The organism is Aliiroseovarius sediminis (assembly GCF_022678485.1).
In the GTDB taxonomy this organism is placed as follows: Bacteria; Pseudomonadota; Alphaproteobacteria; order Rhodobacterales; family Rhodobacteraceae; genus Aliiroseovarius; species Aliiroseovarius sediminis.
In genome coordinates this window covers 163,644-190,595 of the sequence record NZ_JALBYP010000032.1, presented here as the reverse complement: position 1 = coordinate 190,595, position 26,952 = coordinate 163,644, and the positions used below count along the sequence as shown (strand labels likewise).

The window sequence follows — 26,952 nt, the reverse complement described above, 5'->3', positions numbered from 1 at the left end:
TTCAATCGCGGCTGCACGGCGATACTGCGCGCATGGAAAAGACGCTTTTTATCTTCGGGTTCGGGTACTCGGCCCGCGCGCTGGCACGCCTGCTGCAAGGCGAGTTCACCATCATCGGCACCTCGCGCGAGGTAGGCGACGGTGTCATTCAATGGCCGGGGTCGGACATCACCGCGCCCCTGTCAAAAACCACACATCTGCTGATCTCGGCCGGGCCTGACGCAGACGGAGACCCGGTTTTACGGCAGGTTAGAGACCATATTGCCCAAATCGCCCCACAGCTTCAATGGGTGGGCTATCTGTCCACCACCGGCGTTTATGGCGACCATCGAGGTGGATGGGTTGACGAAGAAACGCCCCTCAGCCCTTCCACCAAGCGCGGGCAGCAGCGCGTCAAAGCCGAGGCGGCGTGGCAAGAACTTGCCGCCGAGACCGGGTTGCCCCTTCACATATTCCGGCTGGCGGGAATCTATGGTCCCGGCCGCGGGCCGTTCGCCAAGGTGCGGCGCGGCACCGCGCGACGGATCATCAAAAAGAACCAGGTATTTTCACGCATCCATGTTGATGACATTGCGCAGGTGCTGGCTGCCTCGATCGCCAGACCGAACCCGGGACGTATCTATAATGTCTGTGATGATCTTGCCGCCCCGCCCGAAGATGTGCTGGCCCATGCCGCCGACTTACTAGGCGTGCCGCACCCACCTGCCGAGGATTTCGAGACCGCCGAGATGACGCCGATGGCCCGCAGCTTCTATGCCGAAAGCAAACGGGTTCAGAATGAACGGATCAAAGACGAACTGGAAGTAAAGCTGCTTTATCCAACGTATCGCGACGGGCTGGCCGCATTGCTAAAAGCCAAGGGTTAGGCCCGCTTTTCGCCAATCTGGGCGACGCTCAGCACATCAAGCACCTTGGCTTCGATATCCTTGGCCGACAGCTTGGCTTCTTCATACATCCGCGCAGGCGAGGCGTGGTCGATGAATGTGTCTGGCAGAACCATTGACCGGAATTTCAGACCCGTATCAAACACACCTTCCTCGGCCAGAAGTTGTGCAACATGGCTACCGAAGCCGCCAATCGCACCTTCCTCAATCGTGATCAGCGCCTCGTGGTCGGCAGCCAGTTGCAAGATCAGGTCGCGATCCAATGGCTTGGCAAACCGGGCATCGGCAATCGTTGGGCTGATGCCGCGCGCGGTCAAAGCCTCGGCGGCTTTCTCGACCTCGGACAAGCGCGTGCCAAAGGACAGGATCGCCACACGTGACCCTTCACGGATCATGCGGCCCTTGCCGATTTCCAGCACCTCGCCCTGTTCTGGCAGATCGACGCCAACGCCTTCGCCGCGCGGGTAACGAAACGCACAGGGGCCATCGTTGATCGAATGCGCGGTGGCGACCATGTGCATCAACTCGGCCTCATCCGCAGCGGCCATAACGACCATTCCGGGCAGGTTAGACATGTAACCGATGTCAAACGCACCCGCATGGGTCGCCCCATCGGCACCAACAAGCCCAGCGCGGTCAATGGCAAAGCGCACGGGAAGGCGTTGCACCGCGACATCATGGACGACCTGATCATAGCCACGTTGCAAAAACGTCGAATACATCGCGCAAAAGGGCTTCATCCCGCCAGCGGCCAACGCTGCCGAGAAGGTCACACCATGCTGTTCAGCAATTCCCACATCGAAACACCGCGACGGATACCGTTCGGCCATCGGGTTCAGCCCGGTGCCGTCGGGCATCGCTGCTGTGACGGCGCAAACCTTGTCATCCTTACCTGCCAGGTCAACCAAAGCCTTACCAAAGACCGAGGTGTAGCTGGGCGCATTGGACGGTGCTTTATGCTGCTTTCCACTGGGCACGTCGAACGTCGCTGTCGCGTGGCCACGATCTCGGGCAGATTCGGCGGGGGCGTAGCCCTTACCCTTTTTCGTGATCACATGGATCAGCATCGGCCCGGTGGCCCGGTCATGCACTGTGCGCAGGATGGGCAGCAGAGTTTCCATGTCATGCCCGTCGATGGGGCCGACATAGGAAAAGCCCAGTTCCTCGAACAAGGTGCCGCCGACGGTCATGGACTTGACCATTTCCTTCGCCCGGCGCGCGCCTTCCTGGAAGGGTTCGGGCAACAGGCTGACGGCCCCCTTGGCGGCGGCTTTCAGCTCTTGAAACGGCTCGCCCGCATAAAGGCGGCTGAGGTAGTTCGACATCGCGCCTACTGGCGGTGCAATCGACATTTCGTTGTCGTTCAGAATGACAAACAATCGGCGGCCCAGATGGCCTGCGTTGTTCATCGCCTCGAACGCCATACCAGCAGACATGGCGCCGTCGCCGATCACTGCCACCGCGTCACCGATGCCATGTTCCGGCGCGCCGCCCAGATCACGCGCCACCGCAAAACCCAGCGCCGCCGAGATCGAGGTCGAACTGTGCCCCGCCCCAAACGGATCAAAGGGGCTTTCGCTACGCTTGGTGAAGCCCGACAACCCGCCTTCGGCGCGCAGGGTGCGGATGCGGTCGCGCCGGCCAGTCAGAATCTTGTGCGGGTAACATTGGTGGCCCACATCCCAGATGATCCGGTCGCGGGGCGTATCGAACACCGCGTGCAGCGCGACGGTCAGTTCGACAACGCCCAGCCCGGCACCCAGATGGCCGCCGGTTTTAGATACCGCAGAAATCGTTTCGGCCCGCACTTCGTCAGCCAGCGCCACAATCTCGCGATCTGACAGCGATTTCATATCTGCTGGAACCGTTACGCGGTCCAGAATGGGTGTCTCGGGTGTATCGGCCATGTGCGCCCCGTTGCCTATCTGTCGCGTTGGATAACGAAACGGGCGGCATCCCGCAAGGTATCGGCGGCCTGACCATAAGGTGCCAGGGCGTCGCAGGCATCGTCGACCAGCGCCGCTGCGCGGGTTTTTGCCGCCTGCAGGCCCAGCATCGACACAAAGGTCGCCTTGCCCGCACCTGCATCCTTACCAACCGCCTTGCCAACCGCCTGCACGTCGCCTTCCACGTCCAGAATGTCATCGGCAATCTGGAACGCCAGCCCCAACGCGGTGGCATAGTCGTGCAGCGGCGTAGGGTCAGCACCAGCCAACAGCGCACCCGCTTCCGCCGACCAGCAGATCAGCGCACCGGTTTTGCCTTCCTGAAGCGTGATGATGTCGTCAAGTTCCAGGGGGGTGGCCGCAGTCTCGGCCGCAATGTCCAGGGCCTGCCCGTGGACCATGCCCACCTGCCCGGCAGCTTGCGCCAACGAGGATACGAGCGCCACCCGCGCATCCCCCACCGCGTCATGGGTCAGAAGCTCAAAGGCTAACGCCTGCAACGCATCGCCGACCAAAACCGCCGTCGCCTCGTCCCATTTCCTGTGAATGGTCGGCAGGCCACGCCGCAGATCGTCGTCATCCATACAGGGAAGATCGTCATGGACCAACGAATAGGCATGAATGGCCTCAATCGCGGCGGCGGGCCAGACAGATATTGCATCGTCAATCCCATGCAGCCGCGCCGATTCCATCACCAGAAACCCGCGCATCCCCTTGCCACCCTGCGTGGCATAGCGCATCGCATCGGCCAAAGCGCCATCTTTCCGGACCGCGCCATGCAAACAAGCTTGCGCTTGCGCACGCGTTTCCGTCAGTCGTGCGTGGAACACTTACAGCCCTTCAACCGGGGTTGTCCCGGTCGGGGTTCCATTGGCGTCAAGCGTAATAGCGGCGACCTTTTCTTCGGCTTCTTTCAGCTTCTTCTCGCAGCGCGCCTTCAATTCGGCGCCGCGCTCATACAACTTGATCGAATCCTCAAGTGCCACGTCGCCGCGCTCCAACTGGCCCACCACGGCTTCCAGCGCGCGCATGGCCTCTTCAAAACTCATCTCGCCTACGGGTTTGTCGCTCATGCGCCTCGCTCCATCATCACGTTTACATAGGCCCCGACACTGTCGCCGAGAGCCTGCAGATCATAACCCCCCTCAAGCGACGATACCACCCGGCCATCGCAGCATTTGTCCGCCAAATCGCAAATCCGATGCGCCATCCACGCGAAATCTTCGGTTTCCCATTGCAGACCCGCCAGAGGGTCGCGGCGGTGGGCGTCGAAGCCTGCCGAGACAAGCACCAATTGCGGCTCATAAGGCTCTAACACAGCGGAAAACGCTTTCTCCCAGGCCTCTTGCATGACCTCGCCACCGGTTGCCTCTTCCAAGGGCATGTTGATGATCTGCTCGAAGGCGCCCTTCTGATGCAGCCCACCCGAACCGGGATAGAGCGGCATCTGGTGCGACGACACGAACCGCACCCGCGATTCGTGCCACAAAACATCCTGTGTACCGTTGCCATGATGAACGTCGAAATCCAGCACGGCGATCCGATCGAGGCCGTGATGTTCCGCCGCATAGCGGGCCGCGATGGCGACGGTCGAAAACAGACAAAAGCCCATCGGGGTGGCCTTTTCGGCGTGGTGTCCCGGCGGGCGACAAGCGACAAAAGCATTCTGCGCCTCGCCTGCCAAAACAGTGTCTATTGCAGCCACATTCGCCCCAACCGCGCGTATCGCGGCCTCAAGCGAGCCGGGTGCCATGAACGTGTCACCGTCAAGCTGCGTCAGCCCCTCGACCGGGGCGGCGGCCTCGATTTTTTGAAAATACTTCAGCGAATGACCCAGCCGGATATGGTCGATCTTGCCCATCGGTGCGGTGCGCCGATCAAGCCCCGAGAAGCGGGGGGCGGACAGGGCGGTCTCGATCGCGTCCAGCCGGGCGACCTGCTCGGGATGCCCCGGCGGCGTGACATGGTCGTGATAGGCCGGATGGGTATAAAGCAACGTGGTCATGGCGCGACGCTAGGCCAATCCACGCCGATCAACAAGCCGATCAGTCAGGCGCCAGCATATAGCCCGCGCCCCGCACGGTCTGAAGGTATCGTGGCTGCTTGGGGTCCGCTTCCAATTTACGCCGCAGGCGGGTGATCTGCACATCCACCGCGCGTTCCTGCGCCTGTCCCTGATCACGGCCCAACTGCTCGACCAGTGCACCGCGGCTGACCGCATCACCAGGCGAGGCCGAGAATATCTTCATCAGCTGCGCCTCGGTTGCGGTCAGCCGCACCAGATCTTCACCATGCCAAAGCTCGCCGCGTTCGGTGTCGTACTGCTTGTCGCCAAGGTGCAGAACCTTCGGTGTGACCTCTTCTGTCGTGACTGGTATGCGCCGCAGGATGGCGTTGATGCGCAGCAGCAGCTCTTTCGGTTCGAACGGTTTGGACAGGTAGTCGTCCGCCCCGGCCTCAAGCCCCTTGATCCGATCTTCGGTATCGCCCTTGGCGGTCAAAAGCAGAATCGGCGTGGCGAGTGTTTCACGCAGGGCGCGCGTCAGGCTGATCCCATCCTCGCCCGGCATCATCACATCCATCACGATCAGGTCGAATTCCAACCCGTCCAAAATACGCCGTGCGTGGGCGGCATCGCGCGCGGCGCTGACCCAGAACCCCTGCCGCACAAGGTATTTCTGCAAAAGGCGGCGGATACGTTCGTCATCATCGACGATCAGCAGATGAGCTTCAGCCAGATCAGTCATTGCGGTCATCCTTCACGCGGTTGAAATGGTGTCGCAGCTCGGGGTCCATCATCGCCTCGAGCACCGCGCGAAAGCCCTGGACGGCATCTGGCCCGGCTTCGCGGTAAGCTTGACGCATCCGCTCGCGCTGCGCGATGGACAATTCCTGTTCCAGCGCCGCCCCCGCATCGGTCAGGAACAGATGCCGTTCGCGTTTGTCGCGGGTGCCGATGCGGCTATCGACCAGCCCATCGTCGATCAACGTGCGTAACACCCGGTTCAAAGATTGCTTCGTCACACCCAGAATGGACAGAAGGTTGTTAACCGTGGTGCCCGGCGCACGGCTGATGAAGTGAAGCGCCCTGTGATGCGCACGGCCCAGCTTGTGCGCGTCAAGGATGCGATCGGGATCGGCAGTGAAGCCGCGATAGGCAAAGAACATCGCCTCGATCCCTTTGCGCAACTGCTCGTCCGTCAGGAACAACAGCGCATGACCACCCGGTGCCTGCATATCCGTCATCGCCTGCCTCATCACAATTCATGTTACAGGGACCAGTTTTATGTCAGTGTTGTTGACTTTCCAAGAATCAATTGTTAGCGAATTCTTGATTTTGCGTAATTTTATATCCCAAGCGGACCTAATTTGGGCAACTTTCCAAAATACACCCATGGGTGACAGACGGCAAAGGACGTGAAGATGAGCGGATATGATGACCGTGATGGTAAAATCTGGATGGACGGCCAACTGGTCGATTGGCGCGATGCGAATGTCCATATCCTGACCCATGCACTGCACTATGCCTCGTCCGTGTTCGAAGGTGAACGGTTGTATAACGGCAAGATTTTCCTGTCGCGCAAGCACTCGGAACGGCTTTTGAAATCGGGCGAGATGATGGATATGCCCATTCCCTATACCGTCGATGAAATCGAGGCCGCCAAGCAAGCCGTCGTCGATGCCAATGGGTTGACCGATGCCTATGTCCGCGTGGTCGCGTGGCGTGGCGTGGGTGAAGATATGGGTGTCTCGTCCGCCCGAAATCCGGTGCGGATGGCGGTCGCGGCCTGGTCGTGGGGTGACTATTACGGCGACGCCAAGATGCAGGGCGCCAAGCTCGACATCGCGAAGTGGAAACGCCCGTCGCCCGAAACCATCCCGACTGCGGCTAAGGCCGCCGGTCTTTACATGATCTGCACCATGTCCAAACATGCGGCCGAGGCAAAGGGCTGTTCCGACGCGCTGTTCATGGATTATCGCGGCTATGTGGCCGAAGCGACCGGCGCCAACGTCTTTTTCGTGAAGGATGGCGAGGTGCACACGCCCCTGCCCGATGCGATTCTGAACGGTCTGACACGGCAAACGGTGATTGGCATGTTGCAGGACAAGGGCGTCACCGTGCACGAACGCCACATCATGCCAGAGGAGTTGGAAGGGTTTGAGCAATGCTGGCTGACCGGCTCCGCCGCCGAAGTCACACCGGTTGGCCAGATCGGCGAGCACATGTTCGAAGTTGGCGCCCTGACCCGCGAAATCGCCCAGGACTATGAAAAACTGGTGCGCAGCTAGGGCGTCTTAACGCTTCGTGAACCTGGCCACCCTATCCTGACGCGGAGTCGGGAAAGGGGGTTGGGCATGTTTGCGCGTCGAGAAGCCAGATTGCTGTTTGTGATCATCGCTGTGATCATGCTGCCGACCGCGCTGTCGCTTGCGTGGTATCACTACAGCCAAGACCCAACTCTGCGCCCGCTTGGCATCACCCAAGAAGCGATCGAACGAGAGACCCCCATCCGCCGACCCGAGGTGATTGCGCAGCTTCACTGGGATCGTGCGGTCGAAGGGCAATCCAGCGACCGGTTCGCGCAACTGCTGGTGCAAGCCTTCGATATCAAGAATATTGCCCTGCAAGTTGTCGTCACGGACACGCCGGACGAAGGGTCATCCGTTTTGTATCAGGTGGGCGCATCGCGCATCGGACCGTTCGACAAGGCCAACGCGGTGAAGGGCGTCAACGCGGCAATCCAAGCCTATCACATGATCGTGGCGCATCCCCGTCCACCGCCGGTGGACCAGCCTCCGCCCACCCCCTAGGGTCGGGACAGTTTTGCCACCGCCCAGCGCGCAGCGTCGGCGACAACCGGATCATCGCTGTCTACATGCCCTTGCGCATGAGGCAACAGAGCGGGATCATCCGAATTTCCGATGGCATAAAGCACATTGCGCAGAAACCGCGACAACCCGATCCGCTTGATCGGGCTGCCGGAAAAATGCGTGCGAAAACCGGCATCGTCGAACCCGACCAGATCCGCCAGCTTCGGCGCCACCAGATCGTCACGCGCGGCGTATCGCATTTCGGACGCCTCGACCGCGAACTTGTTCCACGGGCAGGCCGCAAGGCAATCGTCGCATCCATAAATGCGGTTGCCCAGTTGCGAGCGCAGCGGCTCATCCACAGGCCCCTTATGCTCGATCGTCAGATAGGAAATACAGCGGCGCGCATCCAGTTGAAACGGCGCGGGGAACGCGTCGGTCGGGCAGGCTTCAAGACAGGCAGTGCAAGACCCGCAATTCTCGCGCCCCGGCTCATCGACAGGCAGCTCAAGCGTCGTGAAGATCGCGCCCAGAAAGAACCAGTTGCCCAATTCGCGCGACAACAGGTTGGTGTGCTTGCCTTGCCAGCCCAGCCCGGCGGCGGCGGCAAGAGGTTTTTCCATCACCGGGGCTGTGTCGACGAACACCTTGATCTCGCCCCCGAAGCGGTCGATCATCCAGCGCCCCACGCGCTTCAGCCGTTTCTTGACGATATCGTGGTAGTCCCGGTTCTGTGCATAGACGCTGATCGCGGCGCGGTCGGACATTTCCACCACCTTCATCGGGTCATGCGTGGGGGTATAGGGTTCGGCCAGCATGATGACGGTGCGCGCCTCGGGCCATAGTGCAGCGGGGTTGCCGCGCCAGTGCATCCGTTCGCCCATCCAGCCCATATCGCCATGGCGACCTTCGTCCACATAGGTTTCCAGCCGTTCGGCGATTTGGGGCACGCTGTCAGGGCGGCAGAACCCTGCTTGCGCGAAACCTTCGTCCAGGGCTTGATCATTGATGGCCTGCCGAATCTCGGCGGTCAAAAATCCAGATCCGAATAATGCGGAGGCTGCGGGAAGCCCGGAATCTGGTCGGCCAAAATTGACCGGAACGCGGGGCGCGATTTGATCTTGGCATACCATTCGCGCACGTTCTCGTTCCGGTTCCAGTCCACATCGCTGATGTAGTCCAACGCCGACAGATGCGCGGCAGCGGCGAAATCGGCCAGCGTCATCGTATTTCCCGCCAACCAGCGGCGCTGTTCCAGCAGCCAGCCCATGTAATCCAGATGATACTTGATCGCCTTCGCGCCGGCCTTGATGTTGCGGCTTTCAGGATAGCCTGCGCCCATTACCTTCTTGTTCACCCGTTCATACAACAGGTTCGACGTCACCTCGTGATGAAATTTGTCGTCGAACCAGTTGACCAGCCGCCGCACCTCGTATCGGCCATCGGCATCGTCAGGCAAAAGCGCGGGCTCGGGGTGGCGTTCTTCGATATATTCACAGATCGGACCGCTTTCGCTCAGCAGCTTTCCGTCCATTTTCAGGATCGGCACCTTGCCCGCCGGGTTGCGGCGCAGAAAATCCGAGCTTCGCTCCCAGTATTTTTCCTCGACCAGTTCGACCTCGATCTTCTTTTCGGCCAGCGACAGGCGCACCTTGCGGCAGAACGGGGACAGGGGGACGTGAAACAGGCGGTTCATGGCGGGTATCCGATATCCTTCTTTGCCTTGTATTGCCGCGTTTGCCGCTTGGGATCAATCCTCGAAACAGGCGGCGCGCCCATCCGCGCGGATCGTGGCCGCCCCGTCCAGAATGGCCTGCGCCCGTTTGCGCACAAATGGCGACGGGCGCGAGGCTGATCGTTCCTTGGGGTTGGGCAGAAGGGCGGCCAGACGCGCGGCCTGCACCGGCGACAGTTTGTCTGGCGTGATGTCGTAATAATGCCGCGCCGCCGCATGAACGCCAAACACGCCTTCATCGAATTCAGCGATGTTCAGGTAGACCTCGATGATGCGACGTTTGGACCAGACCAGTTCGACGAAGGGTGTGATCATGGCCTCAAGCGCTTTGCGCGGCCAGGAGCGCCCGTGCCACAGATAGGCGTTCTTTACGACCTGTTGCGTCAGAGTCGATGCGCCCCGTCCACCACCTTCGTCAATCGCCGCGCGAATGGCGCGCATGTCAAAACCCCAGTGCTGGCAGAAATTCGCATCCTCTGCCGCGACGACTGTGCGCGCCATGATGGGCGCCACGTCTTCAAGATCTACCCATTGGCGTTCAGCCCAGCCCAGCCGCATCTTTTCAGCGATGATGTGAGGGGTGGTGAAGGGGTTGACGAAAGCATAGCCCACGATGCCCAGCGCGAAAAACACGATGACCGCGAGAACGGCACGCCTGAACCACAGCTTCACCCACTGGATCGGGTGAAGTCTGATGCGCTTTTTCTTTTGCGCCTTTTTCTTGCCGGTCGGCTTCTTTTTAGCTGCTCGTGCCACGTATCTTTCAGACCATGATGTGCCGATCTGGTCAAGGCGCAGGGGGAAAGGATGACGCCCGCCGGTTAGGCGGACACCCAAGCTTTTGCGACCCTATTGCGCGGGGATGGCGTCAGCGTCGAGGCTGAGCGGGGCGGGCAGTTTGTCCAGCATCTCGACCGGGCAGACCTGCAGGAAGTTGCTGCGCTCAAGCTCCCAATGGCGCAGGATCTCGGCAGCCTGCTGGCTGTTCGTTTCATCCGCGTGGCGCTGGATCAGGGACTTCAGCTGGGCTTCCCAGTGGTCGACTGTCACCGGGTTGGTGACAAGGCTTTCCATGTTCATATAGTCCTGCGCCGCGCCATCGGGGTCATAAAGATAAGCCATGCCGCCCGTCATCCCCGCACCGAAGTTGGACCCGATGGACCCAAGGATCACTGCCACACCGCCGGTCATGTATTCGCAGCCGTTCGATCCACAGCCCTCGATCACCACATGCGCGCCCGAGTTGCGGACCGCGAAGCGTTCGCCCGCGCGGCCTGCGGCAAACAGATAGCCGTCGGTTGCACCATACAGCACCGTATTGCCGATGATCGTGTTGTCCTTGGCCACAAGCGGGCTGGACAGCGGCGGGCGCACGATGATGGTGCCGCCCGACAGGCCCTTGCCGACGTAATCGTTGGCGTCACCTGACACCTCGATCTTCAGGCCGGGTGCTGCGAACGCACCCAGCGACTGACCCGCCGAGCCTTGCAGCTGCACCGTCAGGTGGTCGGGTTGCAAGCTGTTGCGCATCCCGAACCGCTTGACGATATGGCTGGAGATTCGCGTGCCGACCGTCCGGTGCGTGTTCTGCACGGTATAGGACAGCTGCATCTTTTCACCGTCTTCAAGGAAACGATTCGCGTCGCGCACGATCTCGGCGTCCAGCGTGTCGGGCACGGCGTTGCGCTTGCGGTCGCGGTCGTAAACGATCTTGTCTGCCCCATCGACGACCAGAAGAAGCGGGTTCAGGTCCAGATCATCCAGATGCGCCGAGCCGCGGCTGACTTGGCTGAGCAGATCGGCACGTCCGATCACCTCGTCCAGCGAACGTGCACCGATCGAGGCAAGGATTTCACGCACTTCCTGCGCATAGAAGGTGATCAGGTTGACCACCTTGTCCGCACTGCCGGAGAACTTCTTGCGCAGGTCTTCGTCCTGCGTGCAGACGCCCACGGGGCAAGTGTTCGACTGGCACTGACGCACCATGATACAGCCCATCGCGATCAGGGCGGCGGTGCCGATGCCGTATTCCTCGGCCCCCATCATCGCGGCCATGACGATGTCACGACCAGTGCGCAGGCCGCCATCGGTGCGCAGCGTCACGCGGTCGCGCAGGTTGTTCATCGCCAGCACCTGATGCGCTTCCGTCAGACCCATTTCCCACGGCAGACCGGCAAACTTGATCGAAGTCGCAGGCGACGCACCCGTGCCGCCGTTATGGCCCGAAATCAGGATCACGTCGGCCTTGGCCTTCGCCACACCCGCCGCAATCGTGCCAACGCCCGAGGCCGCCACCAGCTTCACAGTCACCTTGCAGCGCGGGTTGATCTGCTTGAGGTCGTAGATCAGCTGGGCCAAATCCTCGATCGAATAAATGTCGTGGTGCGGCGGCGGTGAGATCAGCGTCACACCCTTGGTCGAATGGCGCAACCGCGCAATCAGGTCGGTGACCTTCATGCCGGGCAACTGGCCACCCTCGCCGGGCTTAGCACCCTGGGCGACCTTGATTTCCAGCTCTTCGCACTGGTTCAGGTATTCGGCGGTCACACCGAAGCGGCCCGATGCCACCTGTTTGATCTTGGCTGACGGGTTGTCACCATTCGGTTCCGGATGGAAATGCGCGGGGTCTTCGCCGCCCTCGCCCGAATCCGACTTGGCGCCGATGCGGTTCATCGCGACATTCAGCGTCTTGTGTGCCTCGGGCGACAGCGCACCCAGCGACATACCCGGCGTCACGAACCGTTTGCGGATCGCGTTGATGCTTTCGACCTCTTCAATCGGGACTTCCTTGCCCAGGGGCTTGATGTCCAGCAGGTCGCGCAAATGGATCGGGGGGTTGGCCCGCATCCGCGCCGAATATTGCTTCCACATCTGGAACGAGGCACGATCACAGGCCGACTGCAGCAAGTGCATCGACTGCGCTTCCCATGCGTGGGTTTCGCCCGTCCGGCGCGCCTTGTAGAACCCGCCCACCGGCAGCACCTGATTGCCGTGGCGATATCCGGCCGCGTGCACTTCCTCCAGCTTCTTCTGGATACCGTTCACACCGATGCCAGATATCCGCGACGTCATGCCGGGGAAATACTCGGCCACCATCGCGCGGCTCAGCCCCACGGCCTCGAAATTCAGCCCGCCCCGATAGGACGAAATGACGGAGATCCCCATCTTCGCCATGATTTTCAGAAGCCCCTGGTCAATCGCCTCGCGATAGCGGGCAACGGCTTCGGTCAGCGAACACTCCAACAGGCCGCGGTCGATCCGGTCGGCCAGGCTGTCCTCGGCCAGATAGGCGTTCACCGTGGTCGCGCCACAGCCCACCAGCACCGCGAAATAATGCGGGTCCAGACATTCCGCCGACCGCACGTTGATCGAACAGAACGGGCGCAGCCCCTTGTTGACCAACCAGGAATGAACGGCCGAGGTCGCAAGGATCATCGGCATCGCGATGCGCGCCTCATTCTGCCCCTGATCGGTCAGCACAATATGCCCGGCACCGGACCGCACCGCGTCTTCGGCCTGCGCACGGATGTCGTCCAGCGCGATGCGCAATGCCCCCGCGCTGCCGCCGGCCGGGAAGGTGCAATCAATTTCGACCATCTGACGGCTGAACACCTCGGTCATCTTTACGAATTGTTCGTTTGCGACAAACGGGCTTTCCAACACGATGATCTCGGTCTGTGTGCCGCTTTCGTCCAGCACGTTTTTCAGGTTCCCGAACCGCGTCTTCAACGACATGACCCGAAATTCGCGCAAAGAATCGATGGGCGGGTTCGTGACCTGGCTGAAGTTTTGGCGGAAATAGTGACTAAGCGGGCGGTATTTCGTCGACAGAACCGCCGAGGGCGTGTCATCGCCCATTGACGCCAGTGCTTCTTTCCCATCCTCAGCCATCGGGGCAAGGATCTGCTCTAATTCTTCCAAAGTATAGCCAGCAGCAAGCTGACGACGGCGCAATTCATCACCGGAATAAATCGGCTTTTCCTCGACGCCCGTCAGGCCTTCGCCCAGATCGTTGATCTTGCCGACCCATTCCCCGAACGGGCGCGACACGGCCAGTTTGTCCTTGATTTCGGTGTCGTGATACAGCTTGCCTTCGACCGTATCGACGGCCAGAAGCTGCCCGGGGCCAAGCGCCCCTTTCTCCACGATTTGCGCCTCGTCAATCGGCACCATCCCGGCTTCAGAACCGGCAATCACAAGGCCGTCGCCGGTGACGACATAGCGCATGGGGCGCAACCCGTTACGATCAAGCCCAGCGCAGACCCAGCGACCGTCGGTCATGGCAAGCGCGGCAGGGCCGTCCCACGGCTCCATCACCGAGTTGCAATAGGAATACATGTCCTTCCACGCCTGCGGCAGTTCCACCGCCTGCTTTGACCAGCTTTCCGGCACCAGCATGGTTTTCGCCATCGGGGCCGAGCGGCCTGCCCGCACCAGCACCTCGAACACGGCGTCCAGCGCGGCAGAATCCGACGACCCACCCGGCACGATCGGCTTGATATCCTCGGCCAGATCGCCAAACGCGCCGGACGCCATACGGATTTCGTGGCTTTTCATCCAGTTCAGATTGCCCTTCAGGGTGTTGATTTCACCATTATGGGCCAACATGCGGAAGGGTTGCGCGAGCCACCATTGCGGAAAGGTGTTGGTGGAATAGCGCTGGTGATAGATCGCGAAGGTCGAGGTGAACCGTTCATCCATCAGGTCGGGATAAAACTCGGCAACCTGCTCGGCCAGCATCATCCCCTTGTAGATGATCGAACGGCAGGACAGCGACGCGATATACAACCCGTTGATATGTGCGCTTGCCACTGCCTTTTCGATCCGGCGGCGGATCACGTAAAGCTCGCGTTCGAAGGTCTCTTCATCGACACCCTTGGAATTCGAGATCATGATCTGTTCGATCTCGGGCCGGGTGGCGTTGGCCTTTGCGCCAAGGCAAGTGATGTCGACCGGAACGTGGCGCCAGCCGTAGATGCTGTAGCCCAACCGAAGGATTTCGGTTTCAACGATTGTCCGACAAGCTTCCTGTGCGCCGAAATCGGTGCGCGGTAGAAACACCTGACCGACGGCGATCAGTTGATCCTCGTGCGGTTCGTGCCCGGTGCGGCGAATTTGGTCGTGGAAGAACGGAACGGGGATCTGAACATGGATGCCCGCGCCGTCCCCCGTCTTGCCGTCAGCATCCACAGCCCCGCGGTGCCAGATTGCTTTCAGGGCGTTGATGCCCGCTTCAACCACCTGACGCGAGGCCGTGCCATCAACCGAGACAACCAGCCCGACGCCGCACGAGCTGTGCTCGTCTTCCTGGCGATAAAGGCTGTGTTCGTCCATGAACTTGCGCTTGGTTTCTTCGCGGCGGACCCAATCGGCATCGTATTTCGTCATCAAGACTCTCCTGTCGGTCGGGCAGGGGCACTGTGGCCCGGCAGCCCGGAAAATTCATTATTCTGCGGCAAGCGCGCGGGCAGCGTTAAGCGAAGCGATGATATTTTCCCCCGCCTCGCGCCCATCGCGAATGGCCCAGACGACCAGTGACGCGCCCCGCACGATGTCACCCACGGCCCAGACACCATCCAGATCGGTCTGATGCGTTCCGAACGCGGCTTTCACGGTGCCCCAGCGAGTCACAGGAAGGGCGTTTTCGCCCCAAAGCGCGGGCAAGTCTTCAGGTTCGAACCCCAGGGCTTTGATGACCAGATCGGCGTCCTCGGTGTAATCTGACCCTTCGATCACTTCGGGGCTGCGACGGCCCGAGGCGTCGGGTGCGCCAAGCCGCATCTTCTGCACGATGACGCCCTTCACCGGATCACCGCTGAACCCCTTGGGGGCCGACAGCCAAACAAACTCGACGCCCTCTTCTTCGGCGTTCTGTGTTTCGCGTTGCGATCCGGGCATGTTGGCGCGGTCGCGGCGATACAGACATTTGACAGATTTCGCGCCCTGCCGGATGGCCGTGCGCACGCAATCCATCGCCGTATCGCCCCCGCCAATGACAACGACCCGCTTGCCTTCGGCGTTCAGCTCTCCGCTGTCGAATTCCGGAACGTCGTCGCCAAAGCTCAGCTTGTTCGAGCATGTCAAGAAATCCAGTGCGCGGACGATGCCCTTGGCGCCTGCCCCCGGCCCGGACAGGTCGCGCCCCTTATAGACACCGGTCGCCAGAAGGACGGCGTTGTTCTGCGCGCGGATGTCCTGAAAGCTGATGTCATCACCGACATTGCAGTTCAGGACGAACTCGACGCCCGCATCCTCCAAAAGTTTTACGCGGCGCATCACCACGTCTTTCTCAAGCTTGAAGCCGGGAATGCCATAGGTCATCAGCCCGCCCGCCCGGTCATGGCGATCATAGATCGTGACCTTGACGCCTTCGCGTACCAGAACGTCGGCTGCCGCCAACCCGCCCGGTCCAGCGCCAATGATCGCCACCCGTTCATCGCGTGACGTGTGCGGCGTGATCGGTTCAACCCAGCCCTTATCCCATGCGGTATCGGTGATGTATTTCTCGATCGCGCCGATGGTGACGGTGCCGTGGCCCGATTGCTCGATCACGCAATTGCCTTCGCACAGACGGTCCTGCGGACAGATCCGACCACAGATTTCAGGGAAAGTGTTGGTCGCCTGGCTTAGCTCATATGCTTCTTTCAACCGGCCTGTGGCAGTCATTTGCAACCAGTCGGGGATGTTGTTGTGCAGCGGGCAATGCGACTGACAATAGGGAACACCACATTGGCTGCACCGGCTGGCCTGTTCGGCAGCCTTTTGGGCGGCGAACTCGGCATAGATTTCGTGGAAATCTTCGCGGCGGGCATCGGCCGCCCGTTTTTCGGGCATATCTCGTGCGACATCCACGAACTTCAACATTGGCTGCTTGGCCATACTGGCTCCCATCAACTTAGCTTGGATGGGCGTTTGTATAACCGGCTTGCAGAAAATAAAAGGCAGTATAGCTGTCCTATTATTATTATTTTTGCCAAAAGACTGTTCTTAAACGGGATTATATTACAAATTTATGTCAGCACACATGCCATATTATCGCCCTTCCCTTTCCAGCCCGCTGGGATAGCTTGCGCGGCAACACTTAAGAAGGCCCGCGCATGACCCTTGCCCATCTGTTTCTTGTCGCCGTGATTCAAGGCTTGACCGAATTCCTGCCGGTGTCGTCATCGGGGCATCTTGCGCTGATCCCACACCTGACGAATCTGCCCGACCAGGGCCAAGCCATCGACGTTGCTGTGCATCTAGGCACGCTGGGCGCCGTTGTGCTGTTTTTCTGGGCCGATGTGCGTATGGGGCTGGCCGGCATTCCACGTATGTTGACCGGGCGCATCGACACACCTGGCGCGAAGCTGGCGTTTCTGTTGGCTATTGCGACCATCCCCGCCATCATCCTGGGCCTTTTGCTGAAACTGACGGGACTGAACGACGTGATGCGGTCCGTGAAGGTCATCGCATGGACGATGCTTCTGTTCGGACTGGTGCTGTACTGGACCGACCAAAAAGGCGCGACAGCCAAGCGGGCTGACGACTGGACGCTGCGCGACGCGGTGATCATGGGGCTGTGGCAGGCCTTGGCGCTGATTCCCGGCACATCGCGGTCGGGTGCCACGATTTCGGGCGCGCGCGCCTTGGGTTACGACCGCACGGACGGGGCCAAACTGGCGATGCTGATGTCGATCCCTACCATTTTTGCATCCGGCGTCCTTCTGGGGGTCGAGGTTGCCGCAACGGCTAACCTTCAGGTCGCCCGCGACGGCGCGATTGCCGCCGCGCTGTCGTTCGTGTCGGCACTTCTGGCGCTTAGCCTGATGATGCGGCTGCTACGGTCAGTCAGCTTCACGCCCTATGTTGTTTATCGAATCGCGCTGGGTGTGGTTCTGCTGGGGTTTGCCTATCTATGAAAAAAGGCGCGGAGGTCCGCGCCTTTCACTTAGCTTTTCAACGCGGCCTTAACCGTTCGTGCGCAGATTCTTGGCCGAGTCCTGAATGGCGGCATACTGACCACCCGGACGGAACCGCCACAGGTAATTCGGCAAAATGACCTCCATCGCCGTAGGGGTGATACCCAGGTCGCCAAAGCCCTTCGCATCCTTCGCAACGACATTGTCATGGCGAAGCGAACGAACCTGATCGCGCGTCAGTGGCGCCTTGATCAGACCGCCCGAAATCCACTGGACAAAGTCGAAAATCGCCGCCTGCATCCGGGCAAGGCCGAACGGCATGTTGAAGACCAGCCGCCGCTTCTGCACTATATCCAGCATCCGGTCGATGATTTCACGCAAGGTTTCGATATCCGGCCCGCCCAGTTCATAGATCCCCGGCTCTGCCTCGCCCAAAACGCCCTTTTCAGCCGCTGCGGCCACATCATCGACATAGACCGGCTGGAATTGCGTATCGCCGCCTGTGATTGGCAGGATCGGCCCGAAGCGGGTCATGTTGGCAAAGCGATTGAAGAACTCGTCCTCTTCCCCAAAAATGACCGAGGGGCGCAGGATCACCGCATCAGGAAACGCGTCCAGAACGCCCGCTTCGCCCTGGGCCTTGGTCTGCGCATATTCGCTGTCGCTGTTCGCATCCGCACCAATCGCCGAGATCTGCACCAATTGCTTCACGCCCTGCTCGGTCGCGATCCGTGCGACACGCTCTGCCCCGTCGTGATGCACCGCGCCAAAGCTGTTCTTCCCGATTGAGCTCAGGACACCCACACAATTGACCACCGCATCCGCACCCATCATCGCCGCCCGCACAGACGCGTCATCGCGGATATTACACAAGACGGGCTCGACTTGCCCGACGACACCATAGGGGCGAACGAACAGCGCTTCATTCGGCCGCCGCACGGCAACGCGCACGCGCCACCCCTGCTTGGCCATCCGGCGCGCGATATAGCGCCCGACAAAACCCGAACCGCCATAGATCGTGACAAGCTTGTACATGGTAGCTCTCCTTGAAAACCTTGGGTTTTGCATAGCTTTCAATGCCGCCCAGAGCAAGGCGCAAACGGAAATGTTGAGAATCCCGCGAAATGCAGTTGACAGTCCCAACCGGTCGCTTTAAATCGCGGCTTCATGGCACCTGCCCAGGTGGCGGAATTGGTAGACGCGCTAGCTTCAGGTGCTAGTGTCTGTATGGACGTGGAGGTTCGAGTCCTCTCCTGGGCACCATTCGTCCCTATATTCACGATATAAATCAGAATATTGTGTGACTAATGGGTTTTCCTATCCACCCTTCTGTCCAACGTGATTACTGTCTGTCAGGCGGTCAGCCAAAATTATGGAATGAGAAGGTGTAGAGCTTCGCGATCCGCGCGGCAGTGGGTGGGTCAGATCAAGTTGAAGCCCCTGTTTTGCTTCTGCCTGGAATAAGCCTTTGATGGGAAGCTTAAACCTCGGTGTCCCGTCAAAAACGTCTCAGTCAACGTCTACCAGTGGGCATCGCCATGCATTCTAACCTTCAAACAGCAGGTTTGATTGCGACCTAGACCAGACGATCCTTGGCCCTATCGGAAGCGACCGAATATCAATCTACTTGAAAGCAATTGACGACCGCGAAGACCGGCTCCTAGAACTGGAACCGCGGGCTGACCGAACTGATGATTTTCAAGCGGCCGTAGAGGTGCTTCAAGCACGAAACTGACCGCTTCCAACAAGATTGGGGCTGCATTAATGACGTTCTTAGCGTTAATGAATTGTCCAAGTTTGGGTTCGATTGCGCGACAGTTGTCCGATATGGCTGGCGATCGGATAACCGCCGCCCTCTCGCAACCGGATTCAGTCATTCGGCAGAACTGATTTCGTTCGGTTTAGGTGCAAGGTCGGCCAGAATGGGGCAATCCGGCCGGTGGTCCCCGGCGCAGGCATTGACCAGATGCGCAAGCGTTGCGCGCATTTCCGTCAGCTCTGCGATTTTCTGGTCGATCCGGTCAAGATGATCTTCGGCGATATGCTTAACCTCGGCGCTGGTGCGGTGGTCATCTTCATAGAGCTTCAGCAGATTGCGGCAATCCTCGATACTGAAACCAAGCGCGCGGGCGCGTCCGAGAAAGGCTAGCTTGTGCACGTCGCGGTTACGAAAGCTGCGATAGCCGTTGGCACTGCGCAGCGGCTTGACCAGGCCGATATCCTCGTAATAGCGAATGGTTTTGGCTGGCAGACCGGACCGTTCCGCGACATCTCCGATGTTCATCTCGAAATCCTCCTTATTCGGCTGGCGCAAGGGACGGGTTGGCGGCTGGGCGAACCCGTTCGGATTCGTCCATCACCGGGGCGATACGGCGCAGCCTGAGCGCGTTGCTCAGCACAAAAACCGAGGACAGCGCCATTGCACCGGCAGCCAGAACCGGCGACAGCAACAAGCCGAACACCGGATAAAGCACACCCGCCGCCAGCGGAATCAGCGCCACGTTATAGCCAAAGGCCCAAAACAGGTTCTGTCGGATATTGCGCATGGTGCGGGTCGAAACCTGATAAGCATTCACCACGCCGCGCAGATCGCCCGACATCAGAACCACATCGGCCGACTCGATGGCCACATCCGTGCCGGTGCCGATGGCGATTCCCACATCGGCGTGCGCAAGCGCCGGGGCGTCGTTGATGCCATCACCAACGAAGGCCACCTGCCGTCCGCCATTGCGCAGATCGTCCAGCGCCGCAACCTTTCCGTCGGGCAAAACACCGGCAATCACTTGGTCGATACCGGTCTCGCGCGCGATCGCATCCGCCGTCTCGCGCTTGTCGCCCGTGATCATGGCAACCTTCAGCCCCAGTTCGTGCAGCGCCCCGATGGCTGCGGCACTAGAGGGTTTGACCGGGTCGGCCACGGCGATCACGGCAGCCACGCGCCCGTCGATGGCGGCAAAAAGCGCCGTGCGACCCTGTTCGGCAAGGCGCGTCTCTGCCTCGGCCAAGGCGCCGAGCTCCAGCCCTTCGCGCGTCATCAACCGGTCGGCACCGACCAGAATATCGCACCCCGCAACCCGCGCGCTCACGCCATGACCGGTGATCGATTCGAAGCTTTCCACGCCATGCCGCGCCACATTCTCGGTGCGCGCCGCGCGCACAATGGCATCGGCAATGGGATGTTCCGATTGCTCCTCGACCGCCGCGACCAGTGCCAGCACCTCGGCCCGGTCGAATCCATCAGCCAGAACCAGATCCGTCAGTTCAGGCCGGCCTTCGGTCACGGTGCCGGTCTTGTCGACAGCCACAACGGCGACGCCGGACAATTGTTGCAACGCATCGCCCTTGCGAAACAGAACGCCCATCTGCGCCGCACGCCCGGTGCCAACCATGATCGAGGTTGGCGTGGCCAGTCCCATCGCGCAGGGGCAGGCGATGATCAGCACGGACACGCCCGCCACCAGCGCATAGGACAGCACGGGTGAAGGGCCGATGAGCAGCCAGACCAGAACCGTCAGCGCCGCAAATGCCATCACGGCAGGCACGAACCACAGCGTGATCCGGTCCACCATGCCCTGGATGGGCAGCTTGGCGCCCTGCGCCTCTTCCACCATTCGGATAATCTGCGCCAATGTGGTGTCGGCGCCGACGCGGGTCGCACGGAACTGAAAGGATCCAGTGCCATTGACCGTGCCGCCGGTGACCGGATCGCCCGCGGACTTTGCCACCGGGACCGGTTCGCCAGTAATCATGCTTTCATCGACATGGGCGCTGCCATCGGTCACTTCGCCGTCAACGGCAATCCGTTCGCCGGGGCGAACGACCAAGATGTCGCCCGTGCGGATACGTTCGATGGCAACATCCTGCGGCTCCCCATCGACCAAAACCCGGGCGGTGCGCGCCTGAAGCCCCAGCAGTTTCTGGATCGCCGCACCGGTGCGGCCCTTGGCCCGCGCCTCCATCCAGCGGCCCAGCAGGATCAGCACGACGATCACCGCCGCCGCCTCGAAATAGACCGCGCGCGCCGATTGGGGCAGTAAGTCAGGGGCAAAAAGTGCCACCACCGAAAAGAGATAGGCGGCCGAGGTGCCGACCGCGACAAGACTGTTCATGTCTGGCGCGCCCTTGAACAGCGCCGGGAAGCCCTTGGTATAGAAGGCGCGACCAGGCCAGGCCAAAACAACCGTGGTCAGCACAAACTGGATCAGCCAGCTTGTCTCATGCCCGATTGTACGCCCGATCAGATCATGCACCCCCGGCACCATATGTGCGCCCATCTCCAGCAAAAAAACCGGTATGGCAAAGATGGCAGCCAGCGCGGTTTTGCGGGCCATCGCGCGGGCCTCGTCGTATTTTCGGGCACTGCGATCCTCGGTAGCGGTCTCCTCTGCCGGTTCGGCCGGATAGCCCGCCTGCTCGGCTGCCGTTAGCAGATCGGCCAGCGCCAATGCGCCCTCAACATAGGTGACGGTAGCGGTTTCCGAGGCGAGGTTGACATTGACATCTAGAACGCCCGGCAGTGCCGCCAGCGCCTTGTCCACACGCCCCACGCAAGAGGCGCAAGACATCGACGCCACATTCAGACGCACGCTTTGGGTTCGCGCTGGATAGCCTGCCTCGTCAAGCGCCACCATGATGTCGGAAATTCGCTTGGGCTCATCGACCCTCGCCTGCACGGTTTCGCTGGCAAGGTTCACGTTGATGTCATCGACACCTGGCAGTGCAGACAGGGTCCGCTCGACCCGTCCAACACAGGACGCGCAAGACATATTTTGCACCGAAAGCCGAAGGGTGTATGGGGCTGACATGACGGACTCCTTACTGTTGTTAACATGTAGATAGAGGTTCCACCAACTGGAAGGTCAATAATTATCGAAAGATTTTCTTCCTCGCCCCGGAACCTTCCCGCAGGGCGGCCTTACCCAAGGGAGCATTCAAAGAAGACAGACACGACAAAATTGAGCCTTCCTGACATTAACTTAGGTGCATCGCGCGAACACACATCGGATTGTCCGACCCTGACCCCACATAGCGCGGCAGCGTCGGATCGCGCTTGATCATCAAGGACGTCGGGGCGAGTTGGGGCCTGAACCTTGAAAACCACTTCCATATATGCGCGTTCTTGCTTCGATATAACCGCTGTCTGTGTGCGTCTCGTGGTCGACAAGCGGCGCTTCTGATACGTCAAGGCGCACCCGTGATGAATTGGCCGCCCGCAGAATGGCTGGTTCAAGCGTAGCAGGCGCTTTATGCAGGGCAATTCCGTCATTATTGGTGGATCGGTACTGACTTTCCGCTGCTTTGACGGAGCCGGGCCTTATGGGCTAGGAAATCATGACCGTCTGGCTGACTATCGCAACAACGGCTATCCTGCGCGGACGGTTTGAGCTGATCAAGCAGCCGCTTGAATAATTGAAGGAGAAGGAAATGACTTATACCTATGATCGCTCACTCAAAGGTGTGAACATCAACGACGCAGAAACGCGCATTCGTTCCGCTTTGGCGGATCGGGGTTTCGGTGTCCTGACCGAAATCGACGTCACGACAACGATGAAGCAAAAAATCGACGTCGACATGGACGGCTATCGCATCCTTGGCGCCTGCAGCCCGCAAATGGCTTACAAGGCGATTGGGATCGAACCGCGCGTGGGTGCGATGCTGCCGTGCAACGTTATCTTGCGCGAAGTGGACGGCGGCACCGAGATCAGCGCCATCGACCCCGTGGCGTCAATGCAGGCCATTGACAATGACCAACTCCACAAGGTTGCAGGAGAGGTTCGTGACATGCTGTGCCAGGCCGTCGACGCGGCTTGATTTGAGCCCCCTGTTCTTACAATTTCTAAAGGACGAATGCGGCCGGCGCGGCCCTTTTTATGGCTCTTAGCATGGTGATCTTGCTCTATGCACTTGGCGGCACCGCGACTGCCTTCACCTTCAAGCGGCTATACCTGTCGCGCTGGCTGGCCCGGCAGGTCGCGGCGCGGTCACAGATCGCAGTGCTGTATGACGATCTTGGCAAATCAAGCGCATGAGGCAGGCAAGCCGGGAAACTTCCGTCAATGCGCCTGCCACCAGATCAGCAGTGCAGCAAATGCGGTCAGAGCCAAGACGGTGAATGCGAAGAAAGCTACCGCGAACACCAGCGGCCCAGATCTGCCTGGCAGCCTGCGGGAAAGCCCGCCAAGCGTCCCGGAATTCTTGATGGCGGTGACATAGAGCGGCAACGCGCTGACCAACGTCGCGTAGAGATAGGCGCCGGAAATATTTTCGAAAAGAATCGAGCGGGCCAAAGTTGGCGCAACAACACGAAGGGCAGTCGCGCGGCTTCCACCGAAGGATCCAAACAGATCGGCGGAGAGGACGTAAATTACCGCATGCAGTCCGATGAACCCAAAGACGCGAACCGGCAGGTCGACCAGAAGAACAAGTCTGATCCCATAGTTGCTGGCCGGCTTGGCCGCGAGCGTGGCGAACAGAAAGAAGCTCACATAATTCACGACAAAGACGACGGGCAGGCCGTTGGTCGCCACCTGCCTCGCAAATCTGCCAAGCGCGAGGCCGCCACCCAACAGCATGGCTCCGAAGCCCGGGGTCATTATAACGTAGAGCAGGACAACGGGTATCAGGGTAAGGAGACTGACGACGAGCGTATGACTTGCAAACCGCACGGCCGGCATGTCGATGGCAAAGTATCTATTTATCATGTGCGACATCCCATCTCTCTGGTGAGAGGTACTCTCAAGCATTTCGGGCGCAATTTGAACTGGACAGTTCCACCAAGGCGACGGCGATGAAGATGCAGCGGCCCGTCGCAATCGTAACAAAATGGTGCAGAAACCGTTATTCCGCCTGACCTGCCACCGAACATTCTTATGGACAATCCGCACTTCGCTTTATCGTGATCACTTCACTGCCCGCAAGAAGGCCACGGCTGCCCAGGTCAGCAGATGTGTTCCACAACTTCTTTCGCCTTCTTTCTTCTCGTCAGAACCATTAATAAATCGACATGCGATCACAGGGCTTGCAAAATTCGTGCAGCAATTGGCTGAAAGGTTTGCGCGATTGTATGGAACTGGAAAGGTGCAGGATGTCGAAAGATCTGATCAAATTGTTCGAGGCCATGTCCAAGACCGACAACTCTGCGTTCACAGATTGGGCGAACACGATGCTCCGATATCAAAGCGACATGGCAAAGCTTTGGCTCGGCACTGCGCTGCACGGCGAAGCGGCCGCAGAAGATACGCGTGATCGCCGGTTCGGGGCCGACGCGTGGGGCGAAGGCATCTTCCCTATCTTGCGCCATTCCTATGAACTGACGGCTAAAGCGATGGCCGACATGGCTGATAAGGCGGGGTTGCCGGATGACGAGCAGCAAAAGCTCAGCTTTTATGCCCGGGTTGCCGCCGACAATATGGCGCCGTCCAACTTTTTGCTTACTAACCCCGAAGCCCAGCAGTTGGCCCGCGAAACCGGTGGACAAAGCCTGTTTGATGGCTATCAAAACCTGCTGGCGGATTTGCAGAAGGGCTATATCTCGACCACCGATGAAGAGGCGTTCGAGGTTGGCAAGAACCTTGCCACCACCCCCGGCTCGGTCATTTTCCGCAACGAGTTGATCGAGCTGATCCAGTATGAGCCGATGACCGCCAAGACGCGAAAAGCGCCGATCCTGATCGTGCCGCCCTGCGTCAACAAGTTCTATATCTTTGACCTGAACGAAAAGAAGTCGATGATCCGCTATCTGCTGGAACAAGGGCAGAGCGTTTATACAATCGCATGGCGCAATCCGGGGCCAGAGATGGGCGACCATAGTTGGGACGACTATATCGCCGACGGGATTTTTGAGGCGGTGAAAGTCACATCCGCGATCAGCAAATCCAACGCGATCGACATTCTGGGCTGGTGCAACGGTGGCACGATGTTGACGGCGGCCCTTGCGGTAATGCCAAAGGATTTGAAATCCAAGCTGGGCACCGCGACCTTCCTGTCGTCGCTGATCGACTTCTCGGACCCCGGCCAGATCAAAGTGTTTATCGACGAACCACAGGTCAAAGCATATGATCAGCGCCTGAAGGCCGAGAAGCTCGCGCCGGGCCGCGACATCGCAAACGCGATGGCGATGCTGCATGTCAACGAATCGATCTGGAACTTCGTCGTTTCCAATTATCTGATGGGCAAAAGCCCGGCGCCGTTCGATGTTCTGTATTGGAATGCCGATACCTCGAACCTGCCGGCAAAATGGTACAGCTATTTCGTTGAAGAAATGTATATGGCGAACAAGCTGAAGGAACCCGGCGCTCTGACCCTGTGTGGCACGCCTGTCGACACGCACAACATTGACCTGCCGTGCTATTTCTTGGCCGCGGATGGCGACCATATCGTGCCTTGGAAAACGTCTTTCACGGCGACAAAACTTGTGTCCGGCCCGACCGAGTTTGTGCTGACCACCGGCGGCCACGTATCGGGCACGGTGATCAACCACCCCGCCAAGACCCGGCGCAAGTTCTGGACCGGCGGCAAGACGGACAGCGATGCGGACAATTGGCACGATACGGCCAAGTTGACCGACGGTAGCTGGTGGCCGCACTGGCTGGAATGGCTTAATAGTCATAACCCGGCCGACCGCGCACCCAAGCCCAAGACCTTGGGCAACAAAACCTATACGCCACTGGCCCCCGCGCCCGGCACCTATGTGCTGGAGGGCGTGTAGGTTATGAAAGATCTGAACGCCAACAACCCGCACCCTAACGTCACCTTCGCAACCCTGACCATCGGCACGGGTCGGGTGCGGTATTTGCGACGGGACGGCGTGGGGGCAAAACCGCCGCTGCTGATCTGCAACGGCCTTGGACAATCGCTTGAGGTGCTTGTGCCGCTAATCGACGAAATCGCCGACCGGACGGTGATCGCCTTTGACATGCCCGGCATCGGACGTAGCCCGATGATCGAAGGTATTTCAAGTATCCCCGACTACGCAGCACTTGCCATGCAGGTCATGGACGCACAGAAGGTCGACAAATTCGACATTTTGGGCATCTCGTGGGGCGGATCGCTGGCGCAGCAGATGGCATATGACGCACCGGACCGGGTGCGCAAGCTGGTGTTGGCCATCACGTCGGCAGGCGGCATCGGCAGTTGGTGGGGGACGCCCATTGCGCTGTCGGAAATCATGTTCCCCATGCGATACATGAGCAAGGCTTACGGCAACTTGATCGGCCCCCTGATGTATGGCGGCGAGGCGATCTTCGCGCCTGCCGACTTCCGCGACTATTCAAAACACGCCATCGCCCCCAGCCCCGAAGGGTATTTCACCCAAGTGCGCGCAATGTGCAGTTGGACCAGCCTGCCGTGGCTGCGCAGCCTGTCGCAACCTGCTTTGGTCATCGCAGGAAAATATGACGGGCTGATTCCGATCACCAACCAGATTCTGCTGGCCAACATGATGCAGAACGCACGGTTGGAGATGTATTCCGCCGGGCATCTTCTGATGTACACCCAGCGGCACGATGTGGGCGTGACGATCGGGGCATTTCTGGACAGCTAAGAAGCACAGCGCAGACTTGACGCCCCCATCCGCATGAAATATGTCGTCATCCTACTGGGCGGGCGTTGTGTAGTGGTAAGACCTTAGCCTTCCAAGCTAATGACGCGGGTTCGATTCCCGCCGCCCGCTCCAG

At 59.8% G+C, this 26,952-nt stretch carries 23 protein-coding genes and 2 tRNA genes; 10 read left to right on the top strand and 15 right to left on the bottom strand.

The genetic code is table 11. The features are described from left to right. Positions 1-32 precede the first annotated feature (32 nt). Entirely contained in the window at positions 33-866 is an 834-nt protein-coding gene (locus MN186_RS09950) for an SDR family oxidoreductase (protein WP_242114218.1), read from the top strand. Here the strand turns inward: MN186_RS09950 and dxs are convergent. From dxs to MN186_RS09920, 6 genes are read right to left on the bottom strand one after another with little or no spacing between them, the layout of a single operon-like run. Continuing rightward, positions 863-2,791: a 1-deoxy-D-xylulose-5-phosphate synthase gene (dxs, locus tag MN186_RS09945; RefSeq protein ID WP_242114217.1), complete on the bottom strand. Its 1,929-nt coding sequence runs from the start codon at positions 2,789-2,791 to the stop codon at positions 863-865. The genes MN186_RS09950 and dxs overlap by 4 nt on opposite strands. Before the next feature lie 14 nt (positions 2,792-2,805). Continuing rightward, positions 2,806-3,612, bottom strand: a complete 807-nt coding sequence (locus MN186_RS09940; RefSeq protein ID WP_242114330.1) for a polyprenyl synthetase family protein — start codon at positions 3,610-3,612, stop codon at positions 2,806-2,808. Between the two features lie 48 nt (positions 3,613-3,660). Then, complete coding sequence (locus tag MN186_RS09935; RefSeq protein WP_242114216.1) at positions 3,661-3,903, bottom strand: exodeoxyribonuclease VII small subunit; 243 nt, start codon at positions 3,901-3,903, stop codon at positions 3,661-3,663. Next, positions 3,900-4,835, bottom strand: a complete 936-nt coding sequence (locus tag MN186_RS09930; RefSeq protein ID WP_242114215.1) for a histone deacetylase family protein — start codon at positions 4,833-4,835, stop codon at positions 3,900-3,902. The genes MN186_RS09935 and MN186_RS09930 overlap by 4 nt, the downstream gene beginning before the upstream one ends. A 40-nt stretch (positions 4,836-4,875) precedes the next feature. Beyond that, entirely contained in the window at positions 4,876-5,577 is a 702-nt protein-coding gene (locus MN186_RS09925; protein ID WP_242114214.1) for a response regulator, read from the bottom strand. Continuing rightward, positions 5,570-6,088 (bottom strand): MarR family winged helix-turn-helix transcriptional regulator, encoded by a 519-nt coding sequence (locus MN186_RS09920; protein WP_420838923.1) that lies wholly within the window; start codon positions 6,086-6,088, stop codon positions 5,570-5,572. Before MN186_RS09920 ends, MN186_RS09925 begins: the two co-directional genes overlap by 8 nt. Before the next feature lie 165 nt (positions 6,089-6,253). Here MN186_RS09920 and MN186_RS09915 point away from each other — a divergent pair, with 165 nt between their 5' ends. Further along, entirely contained in the window at positions 6,254-7,120 is an 867-nt protein-coding gene (locus MN186_RS09915; RefSeq protein WP_242114213.1) for a branched-chain amino acid aminotransferase, read from the top strand. Positions 7,121-7,186: 66 nt separating this feature from the next. After that, complete coding sequence (locus MN186_RS09910) at positions 7,187-7,642, top strand: hypothetical protein (protein WP_242114212.1); 456 nt, start codon at positions 7,187-7,189, stop codon at positions 7,640-7,642. Here MN186_RS09910 and queG read toward each other — a convergent pair. From queG to MN186_RS09885, 5 genes are all read right to left on the bottom strand, one after another. Next, the gene (queG, locus tag MN186_RS09905; protein WP_242114211.1) at positions 7,639-8,676 is read right to left on the bottom strand and encodes a tRNA epoxyqueuosine(34) reductase QueG; all 1,038 of its coding nucleotides are present in this window, start codon (positions 8,674-8,676) and stop codon (positions 7,639-7,641) included. The two genes, MN186_RS09910 and queG, sit on opposite strands and share 4 nt — an antisense overlap. After that, a complete protein-coding gene (gene fzlA / locus MN186_RS09900) occupies positions 8,673-9,338 on the bottom strand; it encodes an FtsZ-binding protein FzlA (protein ID WP_242114210.1) in 666 nt (221 codons plus the stop codon). The genes queG and fzlA overlap by 4 nt, the downstream gene beginning before the upstream one ends. Positions 9,339-9,392: 54 nt before the next feature. Then, complete coding sequence (gene mtgA, locus MN186_RS09895) at positions 9,393-10,133, bottom strand: monofunctional biosynthetic peptidoglycan transglycosylase (protein ID WP_242114209.1); 741 nt, start codon at positions 10,131-10,133, stop codon at positions 9,393-9,395. 93 nt (positions 10,134-10,226) lie between these two features. Next, positions 10,227-14,765: a glutamate synthase large subunit gene (gltB, locus tag MN186_RS09890; protein WP_242114208.1), complete on the bottom strand. Its 4,539-nt coding sequence runs from the start codon at positions 14,763-14,765 to the stop codon at positions 10,227-10,229. A gap of 57 nt (positions 14,766-14,822) precedes the next feature. Beyond that, positions 14,823-16,256 carry an NAD(P)-dependent oxidoreductase gene (locus tag MN186_RS09885; protein ID WP_242114207.1) on the bottom strand — a complete coding sequence of 478 codons (1,434 nt, stop codon included), beginning with the start codon at positions 16,254-16,256 and terminating at the stop codon, positions 14,823-14,825. Between the two features lie 218 nt (positions 16,257-16,474). On the opposite strand from MN186_RS09885, the gene MN186_RS09880 reads away from it, so the two are divergent. Beyond that, complete coding sequence (locus MN186_RS09880) at positions 16,475-17,278, top strand: undecaprenyl-diphosphate phosphatase (protein WP_242114206.1); 804 nt, start codon at positions 16,475-16,477, stop codon at positions 17,276-17,278. 48 nt (positions 17,279-17,326) lie between these two features. On the opposite strand, the gene MN186_RS09875 is transcribed toward MN186_RS09880, so the two are convergent. Further along, positions 17,327-18,313, bottom strand: coding sequence for a complex I NDUFA9 subunit family protein (locus tag MN186_RS09875; protein WP_242114205.1), 987 nt, complete (start codon positions 18,311-18,313; stop codon positions 17,327-17,329). Positions 18,314-18,454: 141 nt separating this feature from the next. On the opposite strand from MN186_RS09875, the gene MN186_RS09870 reads away from it, so the two are divergent. Further along, positions 18,455-18,541, top strand: a tRNA-Leu gene (locus MN186_RS09870). Between the two features lie 610 nt (positions 18,542-19,151). Here the strand turns inward: MN186_RS09870 and cueR are convergent. Then, positions 19,152-19,562 (bottom strand): Cu(I)-responsive transcriptional regulator, encoded by a 411-nt coding sequence (gene cueR / locus MN186_RS09865; RefSeq protein ID WP_242114204.1) that lies wholly within the window; start codon positions 19,560-19,562, stop codon positions 19,152-19,154. A gap of 13 nt (positions 19,563-19,575) precedes the next feature. Continuing rightward, on the bottom strand, positions 19,576-22,083 hold the full coding sequence (locus tag MN186_RS09860) for a heavy metal translocating P-type ATPase (protein WP_242114203.1): 2,508 nt from the start codon (positions 22,081-22,083) through the stop codon (positions 19,576-19,578). Between the two features lie 619 nt (positions 22,084-22,702). Here MN186_RS09860 and MN186_RS09855 point away from each other — a divergent pair. Both MN186_RS09855 and MN186_RS09850 read left to right on the top strand, forming a co-directional pair. After that, entirely contained in the window at positions 22,703-23,089 is a 387-nt protein-coding gene (locus MN186_RS09855) for a DUF302 domain-containing protein (protein ID WP_242114202.1), read from the top strand. A 59-nt stretch (positions 23,090-23,148) separates the two neighbouring features. Beyond that, entirely contained in the window at positions 23,149-23,307 is a 159-nt protein-coding gene (locus MN186_RS09850) for a hypothetical protein (protein WP_242114201.1), read from the top strand. A 24-nt stretch (positions 23,308-23,331) separates the two neighbouring features. On the opposite strand, the gene MN186_RS09845 is transcribed toward MN186_RS09850, so the two are convergent. Further along, a complete protein-coding gene (locus MN186_RS09845; protein WP_242114200.1) occupies positions 23,332-23,871 on the bottom strand; it encodes a hypothetical protein in 540 nt (179 codons plus the stop codon). 491 nt (positions 23,872-24,362) lie between these two features. On the opposite strand from MN186_RS09845, the gene MN186_RS09840 reads away from it, so the two are divergent. From MN186_RS09840 to MN186_RS09830, 3 genes are all read left to right on the top strand, one after another. Next, positions 24,363-25,985 (top strand): PHA/PHB synthase family protein, encoded by a 1,623-nt coding sequence (locus MN186_RS09840; protein WP_242114199.1) that lies wholly within the window; start codon positions 24,363-24,365, stop codon positions 25,983-25,985. A gap of 3 nt (positions 25,986-25,988) precedes the next feature. Next, the gene (locus MN186_RS09835) at positions 25,989-26,819 is read left to right on the top strand and encodes an alpha/beta fold hydrolase (protein WP_242114198.1); all 831 of its coding nucleotides are present in this window, start codon (positions 25,989-25,991) and stop codon (positions 26,817-26,819) included. Positions 26,820-26,877: 58 nt separating this feature from the next. Further along, positions 26,878-26,951, top strand: a tRNA-Gly gene (locus tag MN186_RS09830). Position 26,952 lies beyond the last annotated feature (1 nt).